The sequence below is a fragment of the Pseudarthrobacter sp. NPDC092202 genome (assembly GCF_044755505.1).
Lineage (GTDB): Bacteria > Actinomycetota > Actinomycetes > Actinomycetales > Micrococcaceae > Arthrobacter.
This window is the reverse complement of record NZ_JBIVRG010000003.1, coordinates 21,012-43,910: the sequence shown is the minus strand read 5'-3', so window position 1 is coordinate 43,910 and position 22,899 is coordinate 21,012. Positions and strand designations below refer to the sequence as shown.

The window sequence follows — 22,899 nt, the reverse complement described above, 5'->3', positions numbered from 1 at the left end:
GCCCATCGCAGCCCCGAGGCGCGTTGGGTAAGCTGGCCCGGGGAACGGAGAGCCTTGTACCGGCTTTTCAGGGGTGCGGGCCTGGGGGCCATCGCAACAAATCGAGGGAAGCTACGCTGTGACAAGTCTGCTGGGGAAACTTGGGCTCAAACGGCGCCACAAGAAGATCGTCAACGGCACCGCGTTCGGTGTAGCCGTGGCTGTCGTGGTGACCGGCGCCGTGCTCTATCCGGGGTTCAAGACCACCGAGGTGGAGCTGAACGACGGCGGCGTGTGGGTGGTCTCGAAGTCCAAGAACGCGGTGGGGCGGCTGAATTATCCTTCGCGTGTCCTTGATGGGGCGGTGACGCCGGCGTCGACGACGTTCGACATCCTGCAGGACGCGGGTGATGTCTTTGTCGACGATGAGACGGGCTCGACGCTGAACCAGGTTTCGCCGGCGAACATGCGGTTGGGCGGGGACAAGCAGCTGCCGGGGTCGGCGGACGTCAGTTTCGGCTCCGAGGTGATCTCGGTGACGGACGCGGCATCGGGCAAGGTGTGGGCGGTGTCGCCGTCCACGGTGAACGGTTTTGACGAGGAATCGTCCGAGCCCGTCATGGTGGGTTCGGAGGGCATCGTCTCGGCGGTGGGCGATGATGACCGGATTTATTCGGCGGATCCCAAATCCGGTGTTGTGACGGTGACGGCTGTTGAGGCCAACGGTGAAGTGACGTCTTCGGAGTCTGAGACCTGGGCGGAGCTTAAGGGTTCTGGGGACCTGCAGATCACGGTGGTGGGGGACAGCCCGGTTCTCCTCGATGCGGCCGCCGGAAAGCTGTTCCTGCCGGGCGGCAAGCGCCTGCAGCTGGACAACGCGCGCGAGGCCAAACTGCAGCAGGGCGGCCCCGCCAGCGGCTTTGTTGCCATTTCCACGCAGAAGGCGTTGCTGAAGCAGCCCTTGGACGGGTCCACGGCGAAGACGGTGACGTTCGACGGCGAGGGTGTTCCGGCTGCGCCCGTCCAGTTGGGCGGGTGTGTTCATGCGGCGTGGTCGGGGGCGAACAAGTATGTCCGGGACTGTGTGAACGATGCCGATGACAAGAATGTGGACGTGCCCAAGGCGAGTGCTTCGCCGTCGTATGTGTTCCGGGTGAACCGTGACCTGGTGGTCCTGAACGATGTGAATTCCGGCAACGTGTGGCTGGTCAACCAGAACATGCAGCTGGTCAACAACTGGGACGACGTCGTCCCGCCGAAGAACGAGTCCGACGAGCAGGACCAGGAGTCCGCGGACAACAACACCATCAACGTCCTGCCGGACCGCACCAAACCCAACCGTCCGCCGGAAACCAAGCCCGACGCCGTCGGCGTGCGCCCAGGACGCACCACCATCCTCAGCGTCCTGGACAACGATTCGGACCCCGACGGCGACGTGCTCACCGCGGCCGTGGGAACCTCAGGACCCCAGGCGGGGAGCCTCCAAAACATCTACGGCGGCACCGCCTTCCAGGTCTCGGTGCCCGCTGACGCGAAACCCGGAACTGAAACATTCAGCTACAGCGCCTCCGACGGGCGCGGCCTCTCCGCAACCGGCCAGGTCACGCTCAGCGTGGTTGGTGCCGACGAAAACAAGCCGCCGCAGTTCAAGCGCGGCGACAACGCCACCACCATGCTGGTTGAGCAGGGCAAGACAGTCAGCCAGAACATCCTCACGGACTGGATCGATCCCGACGGCGACGACCTGGTGCTGCTCGACGCAAAGGCAGACAACGACCAGGACCAGGTGAAGGTCCGCCGTGACGGCCTGCTCACCTTCCAGGACTCCGGCGCGACAGCCGGCAAGAAGACCGTGGAAGTCACCATCTGGGACGGCCGGGACACCGTCACCGGAAAAGTCGTGGTCAACGTCCAGCCGCCCGGAGCCCTTGCGCCCGTTGTCAACGCCGATCACGTCACGGCGGTGGTGGGCCAGGACCTGGTCATCTCTCCGCTGAAGAACGATGTGGACCCCAACGGCGGCGCGCTCCGCCTGGCACAGGTCGAAGCCAACGGCCCCGCGGAACTGGGACCTGTGACCGACGGCGGCACGTTCACTTTCCGCAGCACCACCCCCGGTCCGGTCTACCTGACGTACATCGCCAGCAACGGCCCGCAAAGCAGCCAGGGGCTCATCCGGGTTGACGTGGAATCCGGAGACGAGGCCGGCGACCCCGTCGCCGTCCACGACGTGGCCCTGATGCCCACCGGCGGCAGCGTGCTGCTGGACCCGCTGGCCAACGACTCAGACCCCTCCGGCGGCGTCCTGGTGCTGCAGTCCGTGAAACTGCCCGAAAACTCGACCGCGTCCGTCAGCGTGATCAACCACGGTGTCCTGCGCATCACCGACATCCTGGGAACCAAGGACCCGATCCTCTTCGAATACACCATGTCCAACGGGAAGAAGTCGGCCACGGGCAGCGTCTCCGTGGTCCCCGTCCCGGCCCCCGCCGTCGTGGAAGCACCCCAGCCGAAACCTGACGAGGTCAACGTACGGGTCAACGACGTCGTCACCATCCCCGTACTCGAAAACGACACCCACCCGCAGGGCCAGGAGCTCACGGTGGATCCTGTCCTGCCACAAGGCGTGGACCCCGTGGACGGAAAGAGCTTCGTCTCCGAGAACACCCTGAGGTTCATCGCCGGCCCGCAGCCCAAGACGGTCCGTGCCATTTATAACGCCGTGGACCCGCAAGGCCAGAAGAGCGCCGCCGCGGTGACCATCCACATCCTTCCGCTCGAAGGCGCCGAAAACTCCCGCCCGCAGCCGCGCAACCTGACCGCCCGTGTGGTGGCCGCCGGCACAGTGCGCATTCCCGTCCCCCTGGATGGCATCGATCCGGACGGCGACTCGGTCCAGCTGACCGGCATCGACAGCACGCCGTCGATGGGAACGGCTTCCGTGGGCAGCAACTTCATCGACTTCACGGCTGCCGGTGACGGCGCCGGAACCGACACGTTCCGCTACAAGGTGGTGGACCGGCAGGGCGCCGTTAACACCGGCACCGTCACCGTGGGCATCGCGCCCCGCGGCGAGGTCAACCAGAAACCCACCCCCGTGGACGACGAGGTAAGGGTCCGCCCGGGCCGCCAGATCGCCGTCGACGCCACCGGCAACGATACCGACCCCGACGGCGACCTCATCCGCATCCTCAGCGACGGCATCGAAGCCGACCCCGCGCTGCAGGCCACCGTGAGCAAAACCAGTGGCCGGATCATCCTGCTGGCGCCGGAAGAAGCCGGAACCGTCAACGTCCGCTACACCATCGCCGACGACCGGGACGCCACCGCGCAGGCCACCATCCGCGTGGTGGTGGATAACGAGGTGCCCCTCAAGGCGCCGGTCGCCCGTGATGACAGGGTGACCTCCGCCCAGACCATGGGGAAGACCGCCGTGGATGTCCCCGTCCTGAAGAACGACGAGGACCCCGACGGCGTCGGTGAAAACCTGAAGATCAGCACCGAGGCCGCCACCGCCAGGCCCGGGCCGGACGGCACCATGATCGTTGACCTCACCGAGCAGCCGCAGCTCATCCCGTACAACGTGGAGGATGTTGACGGCCAGCAGTCCACGGCCGTGATCTGGGTGCCGGGCCTCGGCCAGCAGGTGCCCACCCTGGCCAAGGACGAAGTCATCGAGGTCGTCGCCGGGCAATCTGCGGACGTTGACCTCGACGAGTGGGTCAAGGTGCGTGAAGGCCGCTCGCCGCGGCTCACCCAGACCGACCGCATCAAGCTCATCGGTGCAGACGGCGGCGATCCTGTCATCGCTGACGGCACGGGCCTGAAGTACACGGCCGGCACCGACTATGTGGGTCCCGGCTCGCTCACCTTCGAGGTCACGGACGGTACCGGCCCGGACGACCCCGAAGGCCTCAAATCCACCCTCAGCATCCGCACCAAGGTCCTGCCCGACCCCAACAAGAACAATCCGCCTGAGCTGCTGGGCGCAAACGTGGACGTGCCCAAGGGGGACTCCGCCAGCGCCGACCTGGGCAAGCTGACCTCGGACCCGGACGCGGACGACGTCGAAAAGATGAAGTACGAACTGGTGGGCGGAGCGCCTGCCGGGTTCAACGCCAGCATCGACGGCAGGACCCTCAAGGTCTCCGCGGCCGATTCAAGCGGCTCCGGAACCACCGCCGCCGTCCAGGTCAAGGCCAGGGATCCCCGCGGGCTTGAAGCCACTGCCACCTTCCAGCTGAAGGTGACTGCCTCCAACCGGCCGAAACCGGTGGCGAACGACGACGTGCAGGACAACGTTGCCGCGGGCAAACCCGTGACAGTCAACGTGCTTGCCAACGACGCCAACCCGTTCCCGGAGACGCCGCTGAAAATCATTGCGGCCGCCGCGGAAACCGGCAGCGGCAACGTGGACGTGAACGGCGATTCCATTACGGTCACGCCCGCGCCGGGCTTCACCGGAACCATGGTGGTCTCCTACACCGTGGCGGACAAGACGGACGACCCCTCCCGCCAGGCAACAGCCCGCGTCCGCCTTACGGTCAAGGACAAGCCGCAGGCCCCCGCCACCCCGCAGGCCCAGAGCGTGGGGGACCAGACGGCCCTCCTGAACTGGACGGCGCCCGCGGACCGTGGCTCGCCCATCACCACGTACACCGTGTACGGCGAGAACGGGTTCGAGCAGGATTGCCCGGCCAACACGTGCACGCTCAACGGGCTGGTCAACAACACCAAGTACCACTTCCAGGTCACGGCAACCAACGAGTTTGGCGAGTCGGACAGGTCGCCGGCTTCTGCCGAAGTGCGTCCCGACGTGAAGCCCGACACCCCGCTGGCGCCGTCCATGAAGTTCGGCGACAAGGAGCTGTCCATCAACTGGTCTGCCCCTGCCAGCAAGGGCTCACCGGTGAAGTCCTATGACCTGGAGATCTCACCCCCTCCCGCCGGGCAGAACGCCCAGATCCAGAACCTGACAGCGGTCAGCTACGTCTGGAAGGGACTGCAGAACGGCGTCTCCTACAAAGTCCGGGTCCTGGCGCGCAATGATGCCAAGGAACCGTCCGAGTGGAGCCCGTACTCTGCAGCCGAGGTTCCTGCCGGCGCGCCGGCCACACCTGCTGCGCCGTCTGCGGCGCAGGCGGGTTCAGTGGGGTCGCAGAGCCAGCTGAAGGTGAGCTGGGCGGCGCCGAACAACAACGGCGACGCCGTCTCCGCCTACACCCTGACCACCCTCCGGGGCGGCGCGGTGGTGGCCAGCCAGCAGGTCACCGGTACATCGCAGAACGTGACGGTGGACAACTCCGAAACGAACTACACCTTTACCGTGTCCGCCACGAACAAGGCGGGAACCAGCGGCACAAGCGCCCAATCGGCAGCCATCAGGGCTTCCGGGAAGCCCGGCCAGGTCAGCGGCGGTACCGTCGCCGACACCGGGAACAGCGGTCAGCTTCAGGTCACCTTCACGCCGCTGGCCGAGGCCCAGCGCAACGGGTCCACCGCCAGTGAAATTGCCTACTCCTACCGCGCATCCACGGGACAGTCCGGGCCGATCAACGCGCCTGGTGGCAACATCAACGGCCTGCCCAACGGACAGAACATCACCATCAACATCATTGCCACATCCACGAGGAACAACATCTCAGGTGACGCCCAGGCTATAGGCGCCGGCAATCCCTACGGACCTGCGAACGCGCCCAACATCGACGGCGGCAGCTCAGCGAAGGGCGACGGCGACGTCCACTGGACCTGGAACAACCCCAATACCAACGGCCGGCCCCTGAGCCACTACGAGGTCAGTTACGAGGGCGGTGGCTGGATCAACGTGGGCAAGGCCAACCGTTACGATCGTTCCGCGGGCGGCTGGGACCAGCCCCGCCAGCTTCGCGTGCGTGCCGTGACGGCGGTCAACGGTGCCATCGGCGGACCTGTAACGTCCAGGTCCGGTGCCGACCCGACTCCGCCGCCGCCCACTTCGTGGAGCGTTACGGCCCCCGTCCGGACGTGCACAGAGCCGCGGTACGGTACGGACAGCTACAGGAATACGAACCCTGACCAGTGCGTCAGCCCAGGCATCTGGTTCAACGCCGGCACGGTGGCCCAGACCGACTTCTATGTGGTCTGGTACAAGACGTCCAACAACCCCAGCGGAATCTGGTACCACCTGACCAGCGGGGGCGCGGCAGGCAACTACGCCCGGTGTGACACCGTCTCGCTCGGCTGTAACCCGCCGGACAGAATGCCCCGCAAGTAGATATCCCTCGTCGGGATCCAGCGTCAGGAGCGGTGGATCCCGGCAGCCCGTCCAAGAGACACAGAACTGAGAAGAGAAGAGCCACACCATGACCATGACCCCCGAGCAGGCCGCCTGGTTTGCAGACACCTTCGAGAAGCTCGTTGCCAACGTGGGCCAGGCCGTGTTGGGCAAGGAGCACGTCATCCGGCTCACCTTCACGGCCATGCTGGCCGAGGGCCACGTGCTGTTCGAGGACGCTCCCGGCACCGGCAAGACCTCCCTGGCCCGGGCACTGGCCGCCACCGTGCAGGGCTCCAACAACCGCATCCAGTTCACCCCGGACCTGCTCCCTTCGGACGTCACCGGTGTGACCATCTACGACCAAAAGACGCAGAAGTTCGAGTTCCACAAGGGCCCGATCTTCAACAACATCGTCCTCGCGGACGAAATCAACCGCGCCTCGCCGAAGACCCAGTCGGCGCTGCTGGAAGTCATGGAAGAGTCCCGGGTCACGGTGGACGGCGTCACCTATGAGGCAGGGCGGCCGTTCATGGTGATGGCCACGCAGAACCCCATCGAGCAGGCCGGCACCTACCGTTTGCCGGAGGCGCAGCTGGACCGCTTCCTGATCAAGACCTCCATTGGCTACCCGGACCACGCCTCCACCGTCCGGCTGCTGGGCGGCTCCAACCTCAAGGACCGGTCCCAGGAACTCTCCGCCGTCATCACCACCCAGGCGGTGGCCGACATGGCAGACCTCGCTGCCACCGTTCATGTGGATACCGCTGTGCTGGAGTACATCTCCAGGCTCTGCGAAGAGACCCGCAACGCTCCCGAAACCCGGCTTGGCGTCTCCGTGCGTGGCGCCCTGGCCATGGTCCGGGCAGCAAAGGTCTGGGCAGCCGGGCAGGGCAGGAACTTCGTCCTCCCGGACGACATCAAGGAACTGGCTCCCGTGGTGTGGACCCACCGCTTTGTCATGGATCCCGAAGCGGAGTTCTCCGGAGCCACCGCCGATGCGGTGCTGGCGCGGATCCTGGCGGACATCGCAGCTCCCCAGCAGCGCACCAACGCCTGACCCCCGGCCCGGACCCCCACCACTTTCCACGCAACAACGAAGGCACACATATGTCCAGCGGCACCCCGTTGACCCGGCTCACGGAGCGTCTGAAGCAACCTTTCGCCAGGAACGGCAGTCCCGGCGCCCTGCACCCCTCAGCCGTCTGGGCCGAGGCCAGGAACACCGCAGCCATGGCGTCGGCGCCCGCCTGGCGTGCCGTCCGGACCGTGTGGCTGACGTATGCCTGGCCCGTGCTGTCAGTGGTCAGCGTCCTGGGCTGGTCGGTCCTCGCGGCCGCAATCCTGCTCTGGGGAACAGGGCAGGCGTTCGGCTGGCAGGAGGCCAAGGCAGCTGCCATCGCGGCGTTCGTGATGTTCGTGATTGCGGTGGCGTTCGTCCTGGGCCGCTCGTCCTACGGCGTAGTCCTTGACCTGGCTCGCACCCGGGTGGCCGTGGGCGACAGCGCTGTGGGCAGTATCGCGGTGTCCAACACTTCCGCCCGGCCGCTGCTGCCGGCAGCCCTGGAACTGCCTGTGGGCAGTGCCACCGCCGTGTTCCACCTCCCGCGGATGAAACCGCAGCAGGTCCACGAGGACCTCTTCACCATTCCCACCGCGCGGCGTGCCGTGATCGTCGTGGGCCCCGTGAGGTCGGTCCGGGCAGATCCGCTGCACCTTTTGCGCCGCCAGGTCCTCTGGACCGAACCCGAGGACCTGTTCGTCCACCCGCGCACAGTGGCACTTGCCGGATCGGCTGCTGGATTCATCCGGGACCTCGAAGGCATGCCCACCACGGACCTCTCCAGCGCCGACGTATCCTTCCACGCGCTGCGCGACTACGTGCCGGGGGATGACCGGCGGCACATCCACTGGAAAACAACGGCACGGACCAACAAACTCATGGTGCGCCAGTTCGAGGAAACCCGCCGCGCCCACCTGGCCATCTCACTGTCCATCAACACCGACGAATACGCGTCGGAAACCGAGTTTGAGATGGCCATCTCCGCCGCTGCCTCCATCGGCAGGCAGGCCATCCGTGAGCAGCGCGAGCTGGACGTCCTCACCCAGAAAGGCCCGCTGCGCTGCGAAACCGGGCGGAATCTGCTGGACGACATGACCCGGATCGTCGGCGCTCCCATGCGCCGGACCGCCGTCGACCTGGCCAGGACCCTGGCCGACACCGTCCCCAACGCCTCCGTGGTGTTTTTTGTGGTGGGCAGCAATGTGACCGCCACGCAGCTGCGTTCCGCAGCAGCCTCCGTGCCGCCGGGGGTCCGCAGCCTCGCGGTCCGGGTAGAGGCCGGCGCCTCGCCCACGCGGGCAAACATCGCAGACCTCACCGTGCTGACGCTCGGCGACCTGACTGACCTGGCCATTGTGCTAAGAAAGGCCGCAGCATGAGCTCCACAGAAGGCATGCGCCCGCGCAGCACGCGCCCCCGCACTAAACAAACCCGCACCAAACAAGCCGGCTCCGCGCAGCCACGCACCATCCGCACCGCACCCCGGGACCAGGCGGACTCCGCCTTTGCCAACGGGCAGCCGTTGTGGCACTTCATGCTCGACGCCGGCGCGCTGACGGTGCTGCTCGGGCTGGGCCTGCTCGGGTTTGGGCTCAGCTTCGGAGGGGACCCCTATTACCTGCTGTCCGGCTTCGGCGGGATTATCCTGGGGCTGGCACTGGGCGCCCTGAACGCGCACCTGCGTCTGGGGCTGCTTATCACCACGGCCCTGGCCCTGGGCGCCTACCTGGTCTTCGGCACGCTGCTGGCGGTTCCAGATTCCGCCATCGCCGGTTTCGTCCCCAGCCTGGACTCGCTCCGCATCCTCCTGTTGGGCATCGTGTTCGCCTGGAAGGACATGCTGACGGTCGGTGTCCCTGTCGGTACGGCGGGCGGTGTGCTGATCGTTCCGTTCCTGAGCTCCATGATCACCGCGCTGGTGGCCGCCGTCCTGACCTGGCGGCTTCGAAGCCCGTACTTCCCGCTCCTTCCGGTGCTGGTCCTGTTCGTCACCGGCATCGCTTTCAGCACCAACGCCGCCTTCCTCACTGTGGAACGCGGCATCGGCCTCACCGTGCTGGGGATCGCCTGGGCCACCTTCCGCAGGGACGCGCTCCGGAAGAACTCCACCCGAAGGGTGTCCGTCAACAACCCGCAGACGGACACCGCCACCGCGCAGCGTGCCAGGCTCCGCCGGCTGGGAATGGCAGCAGGCGTGATCGCCGTCAGCGTGGCCGTGACGGCGCTCGCCGCACCCCTGGTCACGGCGGGCAATGACCGGAAAGTCCTCCGGAATGTCGTGGTCCCGCCGTTCGATCCCAAGGACTACATCACACCCCTCGCCAGCTTCCGGACCTTCGTCAAGGACAAGAAGGACGACACCCTGTTCGTGGTCAAGGGTCTGCCCCGCGACGGCCGTGTCCGGCTGGGGGCTCTGGATGCCTTCAACGGCACCAATTACACGATGGACCCGAACGGTTCGGGAAACTTCAGCAAAGTGGGGGACACCGAATCGATCAACACCCTTGCCGATACCTCGGGTGTGGTTCCCACCAACGATTACGCCATCAACATCACTGTTGAGGACTACCAGGGTTTCTTTGTTCCCGGCGGCCGCAAGACCACCGGGCTGAGCTTCGACGACTCCGCTTCCGCCGCGGCGTCGGGCCTCTACTTCAACTCCGGCACTGACACCGCCGTCACCACCAACGGGCTCTCCCGCGGCGATTCCTACAGGGTCCAGGTCTCGGACCCCGTGAAGCTGGAACACGGGCAGCTGGCGCAGTACGACTTCGCTAAACTGTCCCTTCCCGATGCCGTGGAAGTGCCACCGGTGGTGGGGTCGCAGGCCAACGACCTCTCCTCCGATGCGCCCACGCCCATTGACCGGGTGCGCCAGGTTGAGGCCCATTTCCAGAAGACCGGGGCTTTCAGCAACGGGCTGGTCAGCGAAGGCCAGCTTCCCAGCGTCTCCGGGCACGGTTCTGCCCGGATCAGGAACCTCCTCACGGCCAAGCAGATGCTCGGCGACGACGAGCAGTACGCCGTGGCCATGTCCCTGATGCTGCGCCACCTCGGCATCCCGTCCCGCGTGGTGATGGGCTTCTACCCCGAACCCACCAGCCCCGAAAACGGTGCGGGCGAGGTCAGGATTACCGGCAAGGACGTCCACGCCTGGGTTGAAGTGGCGTTCGAACGGGTTGGCTGGGTGAGCTTCGATCCCACCCCGCCCAAGGACAACATCCCCATCCCGCCGGACCCGGAAAACAAGTCCAAGCCCAAACCGCAGGTGCTGCAGCCACCGCCCCCGCCGCAGGAACCGGCGGACCTCCCGCCGGACTCGTCACCGGACGCGCTGGACGCCGATGAGAAGAAAAACAACCCCTGGCTCTTCTGGGGCGCCCTGCTGGGCGCGCTGGGCATCGTCCTGATCCCGCTGGCCGTCCTTGCGCTGCCGCTGCTGCTGATCGCACTGCTGAAATCCCGGCGGCGGAAGTCGCGGTTCACCGAGGGCCACCCTGCGCAGCGCGTGGGCGGAGGCTGGAGCGAGGTAGTGAGTTTGGCCACGGACATGGGTGCCGCGGTTGATTCCCGTGCCACCCGCCGCGAAAGCGCCGCAGTCCTTGCCGAAGCTTTTCCCGCAGCGGGCAGCACCACCACCGTGCTGGCCAGGCGTGCGGACGCGTCCATCTTTGGCGCAGGCCAGCCGAGCGAGGACGAGGTCCGCGAGTACTGGACCATCGTGGACAGCTCGCTGAAAGAGATGACGTCGACGGCCGGCTTCTGGCGCCGGCAGCAGGCGAGGTTCTCGCCGCGCTCGCTCCTGGCGGATGCGCGTAACGCCCTGGCCCTGCGAGGTCCGCTGGCACTTCCGTCCCTTAAGGCTCTCAACCCGGAGTCCCGGCGTCGTAAGGGCACGGCGGCCCCAGGACCGCAGGGGACTGCGCCGCAGGCGACCGGACCGCAGGGGACCGGACCGCAGGGGAACGCGCCGCAGGGGACTGCGGAACAGGAACGCACGACGCCGGAACCTCCCATGCAGGGACCTCCCACGCAGGGACCCACGGCCCAGTGACGGCGGAGCTTCAGACATGCCCCCGCTGCCGGCAGTCCATCCGCGCGGGGGCGGCGTTCTGCACCTCCTGCGGAGCGCCCCTGCCCAACCGTGCGGCGCGCAGCAACCGAACCCTGCACCCTGGCGGGAACGCCGGCGGTGAACCCCTGCCGGGGGCTCCGGCTGCCCATGGAACAGGGATTCCCGGTACTATCCCGGTAGTACAAAGATCCCCGGCGTCCCAGGCTGCGGATCCAGCACATGCAGGCACCGGGCGGGGGAGCGCCGGCGGTTTCACCGCGCAGTCGGTTGCCGTCCCAGGGGGAGGAACGGGAATGGGAGTGAACCTTCAGCTTGTTCCGGCAACGGCCGGCAAGCGGCTTGGCGCTGCCGTCATTGACTGGCTGCCGCCGCTGGCTGTCCTGGTGGTGACGTTCGCCATCGGCTTTGCCGGGATCACCCGTACCCGCAGCGGCCAGTTCATCACCTATGACACGGCGTCACTGGTCTTGTCCGGCGGCATCGGCCTGGGACTGACAGTTGTGTACCTCTTTGCTGTCATGGGAATCGAGGCCCGGACAGGCAAGACGCCCGGGAACCTGCTGATGGGGATCCGCAGCGCGGACAACGACGGCTATGCGCCGGGCGCCGGCACCGTGTTCCTCCGCGGACTCATTACCGGTGCCGGGATCATCCTTTCGCTGCTGGCCGCTATCCTTGTAGTGGTTTTCAGGTGGTTCGAACCCGCCCTGTTCATCCTTGCGCCCCTGGTGTTAGCCGGCGCTGCCTGGGCTGTGCTGGTGGTGGTGTCCAACCACTGGGACAAAAACAGCGGCCTGCGCGGCTGGCACGACAAAGCAGCCAAGGCCCTCGTCTTCGATGTGAAGGCCGGCCGCGATCCCATCACCACCGGCGGCATCCAGGGCCCGTACAGCTTCGCCCCGCTGGACCTTCCTCCTGTGCAGCAGGTGCTGTCCCCGGTGGCTGGTCCCCAGTCCGCTTCGGGGCAGGCAGCGCCGCCAGCAGTCCCTTCCGTGCACCCCTCGCCTGCCCGGACACCGTCGCAGACCATGCCGTACGCCGCGCCGGCGTCCTTCGCGCCGCCGGGGACTGACGCGCCCGCCGGCCCGCCTGTTCCCGTCCAGGGCGGGCAGCACCACGTGGACGACGACGTCGAACGCACCCAGGTGCGTCCGGGCTCCGGCGGCCCGGCGCCTGTAGCTGTGCTGCGCATCCGCCTGGACGACGGCCGCGACTTCCAGCTGGACCGGAGCGTCCTGGTGGGCCGCAACCCCGTGGGCCAGTCCGGCGAGCAGCACGCCCAGCTCCTCGCCGTCGACGACCCCGGCCGCTCCATTTCCAAAACCCACCTCCACCTGCTGACAGACGGCGCGGGGATCTGGGTGACGGACAGGAATTCCACCAACGGCAGCGCCGTAACCACCCCCAACGGCGCCAGGACACCCCTTGCCCCGGGGGTCCCCACTTTCGTTACGCCGGGATCCAGTGTCCACTTCGGAGACCGGACCTTTTACCTAGGACAGGCATGAACCAACAGCCCGCCAGCGTTCCCTCCACCTTCCAGCCGGGCCTCAGCCTGAGCTACGGCTACGGGACAGACCGGGGACTCCGCCGGGAGCTGAACGAGGACTCCTACATCGCTTCCGATCCTGTGTTTGCCGTAGCGGACGGAATGGGAGGCCATGAGGCCGGCGAAGTGGCCTCCGGCATGTGCGTCCGGGCCCTCGCTGCGATACCGCAGCTCGCCACCGGTGAACGGAGCGTCACCGCAGCCATCCTGCAGCAGTACCTGCTCCAGGCGGACACCTCCATCCGCGAGGCCACCGGTGCACGCGCCGGAACCACCCTGGCCGGAGCCGTGGTGGTGGAACAGATGGGCATGCCGTATTGGCTGGTCATGAACATCGGCGATTCCCGCACCTACCGCCTCAGCCAGGGCCGGTTTGAGCAGATCAGCGTGGACCACTCCGAGGTGCAGGAACTTGTGGACGCAGGCGAGATCACCGCGAAACAGGCCACCGTGCACCCGCGCCGCCACGTTGTGACCCGCGCGCTTGGCACGGGAGACGAGACCGAGGCCGATTACTGGCTGCTCCCCGTGGAGGAAGGCGACCGGGTCCTGGTCTGCTCCGACGGCCTCACCGGCGAGCTGACGGACGAGCACATCCTCCGCATCCTCAGCACGGTGGGAGACCCGCAGGACGCCGCCGACGCCCTGATCCAGGCCGCGCTCCGGAGCGGGGGCAGCGACAACATCACGGTGATCGTGGTTGACGCCAGGAATGTCCTGAACGACGCCGGTGCAGCCACCACCGCACCCCGTCGCGACCCCGACGTGGTGGATGAAGATACGCTGCCCCGGGCGCAGGCGGGACAGAAGGCGCAGGCGGAGCAGGGACAAAAGGCACAGGCGGAGCAGGGACAGAGGGCGCAGGCGGCGCAGGCTGAGCCCCTACACGGCAGTGACGATGCCGCGGACCAGGACGGGGAGCCCTCCGATGACCGGCACTAGTTACGTTCCGGGCACCTGGCTGGGAATAGTCCGTGGACGCACAGCCGTCCTCCTCGGCCCCGACACTCCGCCGGCCCTCGCGGGTGCGGTGTGGGACCTGCTGGGCACCGATCCCGAAGTCCATGAGGTACTCCACGCCGTCACCAGCAGTTCAGGGGGCTCGCTGGCGCAGATGCCGTCCTTTGGCATCCTCGATGCCACCGGACCCTTGCGCGTGTTCCTCCGCGGCGACCTCGACCTTGCAGTGGACCTGCCGGACGGCAGCGTGGAGCTCGACGGGCGGGACGTCACCACCTGGAACGAGCGCCGTTTTGCCCTCCCGGGGTCATGCCGGCTTGCCATTCCGGCTGCCGGCCCCGCAGGGCAGCCGGAACTGCCGCTGGGGGAGGGTGTTGTCCTGCTGCAGTCGCTGGCGCTGGTCCTGGCCCCGCGCCAGCCGGAACTCGCACCGCCCTCAGCACCCCCGGCCTCTGTTGTGGTGGACTCCGCAGGCATCGCCAACGTCAGGGATGCGGATACCGATGCCGACGGCTCGGCGGAGCTGACCATTGCGCCGGATCACGAGGCATCGGCGGAGACCGTTGCGCCAGAACACGGAGCCTCAGCTGAGACTGTTGTCGGCGTGCTCGACGACGACGACCTGCCAGCCGGCGACGGTCAACTGGAAGCGGAGGAAAGCGGCGCACAGGCGGAAAATGTCGGTGCGACCGTTGACCCGGCGAACTCCGGCGCAAAGAACGAACGTGGTCATGAGCCTTCATCCGGCTCCCCGGCGGCAGACCCACTTCCGGCAGAAGCCTTGGCGGAGGTCCATCAGGCAGAATTCCAGCAGGCGGGATCCGTTCCCGTGGAGCCGGCAGTTCCCGCAGAGGCGGCGACCCCCGCCAGCGACCACACCAGTTCCTACGACCACCTGTGGGAACGGACTGTCGTGCGGAGCATCGAGGACGCTGCGGTGCGGGACGACGCCGATTCGGAAATCGACGGAACACCCGACGCAGGTGCGGAGGCCGGGGAACAGGCCGCAGCCCCCGTCCCCGGGCAGCCCGAGGAACAGGAACTTCCGATGCCGGCAGCTGCGGCGGGTGCGGATGCGCCGGCTGCCCCTCCTGTACCTCCCGGCACTTCCGCCTTTGCGGCGCCTCGCCCCGCTGCCGGGGTGCTCATCGACTCCGTTCCGTGGAAGAAGGCTGGGGGCAACGCCGAGGGCAGCGCCCCGCAAGTAAACGTCCCGCACGCCAGCGCCGAGCCCCGGCCCGCCCCGGCACCAGCTGGCGTCCTGCCTTCCGCAGCGGGTGCCCCGGCGTCCACGGCTGGCGGTGCTGCGCCGGCCGCTGCCGTACAACACCCCCATCCTGGCGGCGCCGCCTTCGACGCTGACCACGACGGCCAGACGGTCATGAAGAGCAGCCTCGCCTCCTCGGCCGGACAGCCCGCCAGGCCGGTGGCGGAGGATTCGGCTGCCGGGCCCACCGTCCTTGCCAGGGTCTGCAGCCAGGGACATGCAAACCCGCCCACCCGGGCGCAGTGCGCCGCGTGCGGCGCCGCGCTGCTCCCGGACGCCGTCCAGGTGCCCCGCCCCCGGCTGGGACGGGTGCGGATGTCCACCGGGGAACTTCTGGACCTCGACCAGTCGCTGGTCATCGGACGGCAGCCCTCCGTGTCCCGGGTCCAGGGCGGAGTTATGCCCCGGCTGGTCCAGGTTCCAAGCCCCGAAGGCGATATCTCCCGGTCCCATGTGGAGGTCCGGCTGGAGGGCTGGCACGTCATGCTGTGCGACCTCAAGGCCACGAACGGCACGGTCCTGGTACGTGAAGGCCAGTCTCCCCGCCGCCTGGCACAGAACGAGATGGCCATCCTGCTCGATGGTGACATCGCTGAACTGGGCGACAACATCTCGCTGCGTTTTGAGGAGATTCCTTGAGTTCCAAACGGCCCGTCGCGCCGCCTCCCCGCATCCAGGGGTTCACATACATCAGCCTGCTCGGCTCCGGCGGGTTCTCCGACGTCTACCTGTACGAACAGGACCGGCCGCGCCGCAAGGTCGCAGTCAAGGTGCTGCTCTCGGACCTGAAGACGGAAGGTGCCCGGCGCAGGTTCGAGTCCGAGGCGAACCTGATGGCCCAGCTGTCCTCGCATCCGTACATTGTCACCATCTTTGAAGCGGAAGTGACCGACGACGGACACTCGTACCTGGCAATGGAGTACTGCTCCCGGCCCAGCCTGGACGTCCGGTACCGCAGGCAGCGCTTCAGCGTGGATGAAGTCCTGGCCGTCGGCATCCAGGTGGCCTCCGCCGTCGAAACCGCCCACCGCGCCGGCATCGCCCACCGCGACATCAAACCCGCCAACATCCTGGTCACGGACTACAACCGCCCTGCCCTCACGGACTTCGGCATCTCCGGCACCCTGGCGGGGGACACCGACGAAGATTCAGGGATGTCCATCCCATGGTCCCCGCCCGAGCAGTTCACCGACGGTGCGGTGGACGGGGTCATGGTGGATGTGTGGGCCCTCGGCGCCACGCTCTACACCCTGTTGGCAGGGCGGTCGCCGTTTGTGATGCCGGGAGCGGACAACTCGCAGCGGGAACTGATCAACCGCATCAGCAACACGCCCGTGCCGCGCCTGGGCCGCGCGGACGTCCCTGAGTCCCTGGAGCTTGCCCTCTCCACCGCAATGGCAAAGTCGCCGCAGTCCCGCTACTCCTCTGCGCACGCCTTCGCCCTTGCCCTGCAGCGCATCCAGGCGGAACTCAACCTCTCCGTCACCCCCTTTGAAGTGTTGGAAGAGCCGCACCACGAGGACAGCCAGCTGGACGACGGCGTCGAGGAGACCCGGGTCCGGAGCATCGCGGCGATTGATCCGGAACGGACCGGCAGCGCCCCCACCTTCCCTGCGCGCACCTGGCCCCAGGCCGGTAGCGGCCCAAGCGGTGGCGCGCAGGACCGGGGCCGGCAGGACCGGATCGGGCAGGGCACCGCAGCCGGGGTCCCGCCGTCGGGCTCTACCCCCACGCCCGCGCCGGCCCCGTTCCAGCCCCCGGCCGCCCCGGCCCCGCAGCCGCAGGAATGGGCCAACGCAACGGTCCTGCGCGGTTCCGGCGGCAACGCCGGTGCAGGCAGGGATGAGGGCACGCTGCCCGGAAGCCGTCCCGTCGCTGGCGCCGACGCCGCGGACACTACCGTCCACCGGCCAGCCAGGGTGGAGGAGCCCGCAGCTGCGGGTCCCACCACGGACCACAGCAAGCGCAACCTCTGGCTGGCAATCTCCGGCGGCACGCTGCTGGCTGTCTCTGCGGTGGTGGGCCTGGTGGTAGCCAACGCCTCGCCCGAAAAGCCTGTGGCAGTGGAGACCCAACAGGCCAGCAGGCCGCCGGCCGATGCGCTGGACAACGGGACCGTGCCGGACGTCGAAGGCCTCACGGGGACAGCGGCAGGGGACGGCAATGCCTCCTTCACCTGGGTAAACCCGCAGCCCAAAGAGGGAGACACCTACAAGTGGCGGGTCTACACCATTGGCGGCGGCGGCGAATACCAGTCCATCGACCAGCCGCCGGTCAAGGTCACGGCCAATCCGTCGGGGGAGACCTGCATCCAGGTCATGATCGTGCGGTCGGACGGGGCATTCTCCCCGCTGGAGGAAGGCTCCATTGCCTGCACCGGCACATGAGCCGAAGCTCCCATCCCAGCAGCAATACGACGACGAAACGCACCATATGGCCGAACGGCAGGTCGCCGGCCGGCAGCATGTCCAGGAAATTTTTGCACGGTGAAACTTTGCACGGTGAAGTTTTGCCCAACGAGGAGGCACAGAAAATGGGGGATCTAGCAATAGATTTCTGTGGTGAGTGGTATGAGCCATCGGACGAGGACGTCTTCAACATCGGGCGCGAGGGCGACCTCGAAGTTGACGACAACCCGTACCTGCACCGGCAGTTCCTGCAGGTGGCCCGCTACGACGGGATCTGGTGGCTCAGCAACGTGGGCAGCATGCTTTCGGCCACGGTGGCGGACGCCTCCGGCGGAATGCAGGCCTGGCTTTCACCGGGCGCCCGGATCCCGCTTGTCTTCAGCCACACCAACATCATCTTCACAGCGGGGCCTACTACCTACGAGTTCGCGGTGCACCTGAAAACGCCGGCCTTCCGGCAGGAGTCACGCGAGGGCGACAGCAACGGTGACACCACCATCGGCCCGGTGGTGTTCACGGACTCCCAGAAAGCCCTCATCGTGGCGCTCGCCGAACCCATGCTCCGGAGGGAAGGAACCGGCTTCAGCGCCATTCCCTCCTCGGCCTCGGCCGCCAAGACCCTGGGATGGGCCCTGACCCGCTTCAACCGGAAGCTGGACAACGTGTGCGACAAACTCGACCGCGTGGGTGTGGTGGGACTGCGGGGAGGCGGCGGCAAACTGGCCACCAACCGGCGCGCCCGGCTGGTGGAGCACGCCGTGACGTCGCACCTGGTGACCCCTGACGACCTGTACCTGCTGGAAAAGATGAGGGGCGTGGACGAAGGATGAGGATACGCCTGACCCTTCGCAGGGATCCTGCTGAAACCAAGGACCTGGCCGTCACCGTGGACGGCCTGGCCACAGTGGCCGATACCGCTGCCGTGCTCTGGGCCGCGGACCCGGGGCGAAAGGGCACCCCGGCCCCGGACAACCTCTCCCTGCGGATCGAGGAAGCCTTCGTGGGCGCGGGCCTGAGCGGGAACCTGCTCACCAGGACCGACAACCTCCTGGAGTCCGGCCTGCGCCCCGGCTCCGTGGTGTCGCTGGCACAGGTGAGCACGCAGTTCGACGTGCCCGGTGCCGGCCGTGGTCCGGCCGCGGCCACCCTCCGGGTCCTCTCCGGCCCTGACGCCGGCCGCGAGTTCTCCCTGCCCACCGGCACCAGCTACATCGGCCGCGACCGGGGCGTGGATATCCGTCTCTCGGACCCCCTAACGTCCAAGCGGCATGCCCGGATCACGGTGGGCGACGGCGTGGAAATCGTGGACACCAACTCCGCCAACGGGCTTTTGATGGACGGGCTCCCGGTCACCCGTGCCACCCTGAATTCCTCGGACACGGTCACCCTGGGCGACACCACCGTGACCGTGGTGCCGCTGGGGCACAGCCACGCGGCAGCACCGACGTCGCCCCTGGTCAGCTTCAACAGGTCACCCCGGGTGGTTCCCCGCTTCGAGGAGCCAAAGCGCGTGGTTCCGTCCGGGCCCAAGCCGCCCGAGGACAACCCGTTCCCGTACATCATGATGATCGCTCCGCTGCTAATGGGCGCCGTGATCTTCGCCGTGACCGGCAACCCGCTCTCGGTGCTGTTCATGCTTATGATGCCGCTGTTCATCCTGGGCCATTACGTGGACCAGAAGATGCGGACCAGGCGCCAGCAGAAGGAACAGCTCAAGCAGTTCCGGGCCTCCATGGCCGCCTTCCGGCAGGACCTCACTGAAGTGCAGCAGGTGGAACGCGCCGTCCGGCTGCAGGAGGCACCTTCTGTCAGTGACACCGTTGACGCCATCTACAAACTGGGGCCCCTGCTGTGGACCCACCGCCCGGAACACCGGGGGTTCCTGGGCCTTCGGTTCGGCCTGGGCACGGCACCTTCCCGGGTCCTCCTGGAGGAGCCGCAGAACAACGACACAGAGGTCCAGTACGCCAGGGAAATCCAGGACTGCCTGAAGCAGTTCCGCGACATTGAGGGCGTTCCCGTGGTCTCGCAGCTGCGGACCTCCGGTTCCCTGGGCGTTGCCGGTGCCCGCGGACTGGTGGATGACGTGGCCCGCGGCATGGTGCTGCAGCTCGTGGGGCTCCACTCGCCCGCGGAAGTGGTCCTCACGGCCATCACCTCAGCCCAGTCGCGGGAACGGTGGAACTGGCTGCAGTGGCTGCCGCACGTCGGCTCAGGCCACAGCCCCCTCACCGGCGACCACCTGGCAGCCGGCTCGGCCGGCGGGGCATCCCTGCTGGCCCGGCTTGAGGACCTCCTCGACGCCAGGGAAGCGGCGGCCAAACGGTCAGGCGCCGACCTCCGGCCGGAACTTGACCCCTCTAAGCATGATGTGGCGGAACCGGTGCTGCCGGCCGTTCTGGTGATCGTGGAGGACGACGCCCCGGTGGACCGCGGCCGGCTCACCCGGCTTGCAGAGCGCGGCCCTGACTCCGGCGTCCACGTGATCTGGGTGGCCACCGACATCCAGTCGTTGCCCGCAGCCTGCCGCGACTTCATGGTGGTGGACGGCGACCACGGCACCACCACCGGGCAGGTCCGCCTGGGCAGGCATACGTACCCCGTCAGCTGCGAAAGCGTTGACGCGGACCTGGCTGCCCAGCTGGCCAGGATGCTGGCGCCCGTCATGGATGTGGGCAAGCCCGTGAACGACGACTCCGACCTTCCGCGGGCTGTTTCCTATGCCACCCTGATTGGCAAGGACTTCCTGGACAACCCCCAGTCCGTCGCCGAACGCTGGACGGAAAACAACTCCGTGCACGCCAGCGCCGTGGCCAACCGCAAGGACAACGGAACACTGCGTGCTTTGGTGGGCTCCAAAGGCGTCGAACCGCTGTACCTGGACCTGAAGAACGAGGGGCCGCACGCGCTGGTGGGCGGCACCACCGGTGCGGGCAAGTCCGAATTCCTGCAGTCCTGGGTCATGGGAATGGCCGCCGCCTACAGTCCGGACCGGGTCAGTTTCCTGTTCGTGGACTACAAGGGCGGCGCCGCGTTCGCCGACTGCATCAACCTGCCCCACACCGTGGGCCTGGTGACCGACCTTTCGCCGCACCTGGTCCGGCGTGCCCTGACCTCGCTGCGCGCCGAACTGCACTACCGCGAGCACCTGCTGAACCGGAAGAAGGCCAAGGACCTGCTGGCCCTGCAGCGCGAGGCCGACCCCGACGCGCCGCCCTACCTGGTGATCGTCGTCGATGAGTTCGCGGCGCTGGCCAACGAGGTGCCTGAATTCGTTGACGGCGTTGTGGACGTCGCAGCCCGCGGGCGGTCCCTGGGGCTGCACCTCATCCTTGCAACCCAGCGCCCGGCGGGCGTCATCAAGGACAGCCTGCGGGCCAACACCAACCTGCGGGTGGCCCTGCGGATGGCTGATGAGGACGACGCCACGGACATCCTGGGCGTGCCGGACGCCGCCTATTTCGATCCGTCCATTCCCGGCCGCGGCGCCGCGAAGACCGGGCCGGGCCGGATCCAGGGCTTCCAGACCGGCTACGCGGGCGGCTGGACCACGGAGAAGCCGCAGCGGCCGCAGATCGACGTTGTTGAGATGGCCTTCGGCTCGGGACCCAGCTGGGAGGCGCCGGCTCCGGAGAAACCCGAGGCGGCAGGGCCCACCGGCCCCAACGACATTGCCAGGATGACCGCAACCATCGTCCGCGCCGCCGACAATCTCGCCATCAACGCCCCGCGCAAGCCCTGGCTGGATGAACTGGCCAAGACCTACGACTTTTCCAGGCTGCCGAACCCCCGCACGGACGAACAGCTCCTCCTCGGCGTTGCGGACGACCCCGCCCGCCAGTCACAGCCCACCGTGTTCTACGAACCCGACAAGGACGGGAACATGGCCATCTACGGCACCGGCGGGTCGGGAAAGTCCGCCGCGCTGCGCGGCATCGCCATTGCCGCGGCCATCACGCCGCGCGGCGGGCCGGTGCACGTCTACGGCATCGACTGCGGCTCCTCCGGGCTGGGGATGCTGGAAGAGCTTCCCCACGTGGGCGGCATCATCAACGGCGACGACGTCGAACGCGTCGGGCGCCTCCTGCGCCTGCTGCGGGACATCGCGGAGCAGCGCTCTGCCCGGTTCGCCGAGGTCCGCGCCGCCACGATCGTCGAATACCGCAAGCTCGCCAACAGGCCCGACGAAAAGCGCATCTTCGTGCTGGTGGACGGCATGTCCGCGTTCCGCGAGGCCTACGAACACAGCAGGCTCTCCGCGCTGTGGGACATCTTCCTCCAGCTGGCAACTGACGGCCGTGCCGTCGGCATCCACCTGGTGGTCACCGGGGACAGGCCGAACGCCGTGCCGGCGTCGCTGCTCGCCTCCATCCAGCGCCGCCTGGTGCTGCGGCTGTCCTCCGAGGACGACTACATGTCCCTGGATGTGCCCCGGGACGTCCTCAACGCCGCCTCGCCCCCCGGACGCGGACTGCTGGACGGGCTCGAAGTCCAGCTGGCAGTCCTCGGCGGGAACTCCAACCTTGCGCTGCAGGCCCGCGAGGTGCACAAGCTCAGTGAGGCCATGCAGCGTCAAGGACTGGATGCCGCCCCCGTCATCGAGAGGCTGCCGGAACAGGTGGACCTGGAGGTCCTGCCCGCAGGCAGCCAGGGCCTTCCGGTCATTGGCGTCGACGACGAAACGCTGCAGCCTGCCGAGATCCTGGCCCGGGGACCGCTGCTCCTGGCAGGCCCTCCGGGCGCGGGGCGTACGGTGGCCCTGGTGACCCTCGCCTACGCGCTGCGGCGGTCCAGCCCGGACACGGAGCTGATCTACGTCGGATCGCGGCGCTCCGCCGTCGCCTCCCTGCCCATCTGGAACCGTTCCATAGTGGGCGCGGACGACCTCGCGGAGGTGGTGGAGGACCTGGTTGAACACTCCTCCGGGAATCCGGGCGCCCTGGGCATCTTCATCGAAGGCCTCACCGAGTTCACTGACACCCTGGCGGAATCGGGCATCGCACAGCTGGTGACCGCCTCCATCAAGGCGGACCAGTGGGTGGTGGGGGAATCCGAAACCTCCACCTGGTCCTCTGCCTGGTCCCTGGCACAGCCGTTCAAATCCGGCCGCCGCGGGCTGCTGCTGAACCCCGGCGACATCGAAGGCGACAGCCTGCTCAACACCTCGCTGGGCCGTGTCAGCCCGGACTTCATTCCGGGCCGCGGCTACGTGGTGGGGCGCGGCAAGGCCCGGAAAATCCAGGTGGCGCTGCCCCCTGAAAACCGGGACTGACGCAGCTCTTGGTCCCCGGCATCAGGGAAGGCCGCAGGTCCGGCGGATTTGCGGCCCTCCCTGAAGGTATAGA

General features: G+C 67.6%; 10 protein-coding genes and 1 pseudogene. All 11 read left to right on the top strand.

The window, feature by feature from the left end:
• Positions 1–118: 118 nt before the first annotated feature.
• Positions 119–6,232 carry an Ig-like domain-containing protein gene (locus ACIQF4_RS06470; RefSeq protein WP_400515456.1) on the top strand — a complete coding sequence of 2,038 codons (6,114 nt, stop codon included), beginning with the start codon at positions 119–121 and terminating at the stop codon, positions 6,230–6,232.
• Between the two features lie 88 nt (positions 6,233–6,320).
• Positions 6,321–7,292: a MoxR family ATPase gene (locus ACIQF4_RS06465; protein ID WP_350003736.1), complete on the top strand. Its 972-nt coding sequence runs from the start codon at positions 6,321–6,323 to the stop codon at positions 7,290–7,292.
• Positions 7,293–7,342: 50 nt separating this feature from the next.
• Complete coding sequence (locus tag ACIQF4_RS06460; protein ID WP_350003735.1) at positions 7,343–8,674, top strand: DUF58 domain-containing protein; 1,332 nt, start codon at positions 7,343–7,345, stop codon at positions 8,672–8,674.
• The gene (locus ACIQF4_RS06455; protein ID WP_400515459.1) at positions 8,671–11,349 is read left to right on the top strand and encodes a transglutaminase domain-containing protein; all 2,679 of its coding nucleotides are present in this window, start codon (positions 8,671–8,673) and stop codon (positions 11,347–11,349) included. The genes ACIQF4_RS06460 and ACIQF4_RS06455 overlap by 4 nt, the downstream gene beginning before the upstream one ends.
• Positions 11,346–11,426, top strand: a pseudogene (locus ACIQF4_RS06450) (zinc-ribbon domain-containing protein); the annotation flags it as partial. The gene ACIQF4_RS06455 and the pseudogene ACIQF4_RS06450, both read left to right, overlap by 4 nt.
• A gap of 237 nt (positions 11,427–11,663) precedes the next feature.
• Complete coding sequence (locus ACIQF4_RS06445; RefSeq protein WP_400515511.1) at positions 11,664–12,878, top strand: RDD family protein; 1,215 nt, start codon at positions 11,664–11,666, stop codon at positions 12,876–12,878.
• Positions 12,875–13,861: a protein phosphatase 2C domain-containing protein gene (locus tag ACIQF4_RS06440; protein WP_350003733.1), complete on the top strand. Its 987-nt coding sequence runs from the start codon at positions 12,875–12,877 to the stop codon at positions 13,859–13,861. The genes ACIQF4_RS06445 and ACIQF4_RS06440 overlap by 4 nt, the downstream gene beginning before the upstream one ends.
• Positions 13,848–15,785: an FHA domain-containing protein gene (locus ACIQF4_RS06435; protein WP_400515462.1), complete on the top strand. Its 1,938-nt coding sequence runs from the start codon at positions 13,848–13,850 to the stop codon at positions 15,783–15,785. The genes ACIQF4_RS06440 and ACIQF4_RS06435 overlap by 14 nt, the downstream gene beginning before the upstream one ends.
• Positions 15,782–17,533 (top strand): serine/threonine-protein kinase, encoded by a 1,752-nt coding sequence (locus tag ACIQF4_RS06430; RefSeq protein WP_400515464.1) that lies wholly within the window; start codon positions 15,782–15,784, stop codon positions 17,531–17,533. Before ACIQF4_RS06435 ends, ACIQF4_RS06430 begins: the two co-directional genes overlap by 4 nt.
• Positions 17,534–17,679: 146 nt before the next feature.
• Complete coding sequence (locus tag ACIQF4_RS06425) at positions 17,680–18,384, top strand: hypothetical protein (protein WP_400515467.1); 705 nt, start codon at positions 17,680–17,682, stop codon at positions 18,382–18,384.
• On the top strand, positions 18,381–22,826 hold the full coding sequence (locus ACIQF4_RS06420; RefSeq protein ID WP_400515470.1) for an FtsK/SpoIIIE domain-containing protein: 4,446 nt from the start codon (positions 18,381–18,383) through the stop codon (positions 22,824–22,826). The genes ACIQF4_RS06425 and ACIQF4_RS06420 overlap by 4 nt, the downstream gene beginning before the upstream one ends.
• Positions 22,827–22,899: the final 73 nt, after the last annotated feature.

Coding starts and splice junctions, on each gene's coding strand:
- ACIQF4_RS06455 (WP_400515459.1), top strand. CDS start 8,671: ATGAGCTCCACAGAAGGCATGCGCCCGCGCAGCACGCGCCCCCGCACT.
- ACIQF4_RS06425 (WP_400515467.1), top strand. CDS start 17,680: ATGGGGGATCTAGCAATAGATTTCTGTGGTGAGTGGTATGAGCCATCG.
- ACIQF4_RS06465 (WP_350003736.1), top strand. CDS start 6,321: ATGACCATGACCCCCGAGCAGGCCGCCTGGTTTGCAGACACCTTCGAG.
- ACIQF4_RS06435 (WP_400515462.1), top strand. CDS start 13,848: ATGACCGGCACTAGTTACGTTCCGGGCACCTGGCTGGGAATAGTCCGT.
- ACIQF4_RS06460 (WP_350003735.1), top strand. CDS start 7,343: ATGTCCAGCGGCACCCCGTTGACCCGGCTCACGGAGCGTCTGAAGCAA.
- ACIQF4_RS06445 (WP_400515511.1), top strand. CDS start 11,664: ATGGGAGTGAACCTTCAGCTTGTTCCGGCAACGGCCGGCAAGCGGCTT.
- ACIQF4_RS06420 (WP_400515470.1), top strand. CDS start 18,381: ATGAGGATACGCCTGACCCTTCGCAGGGATCCTGCTGAAACCAAGGAC.
- ACIQF4_RS06440 (WP_350003733.1), top strand. CDS start 12,875: ATGAACCAACAGCCCGCCAGCGTTCCCTCCACCTTCCAGCCGGGCCTC.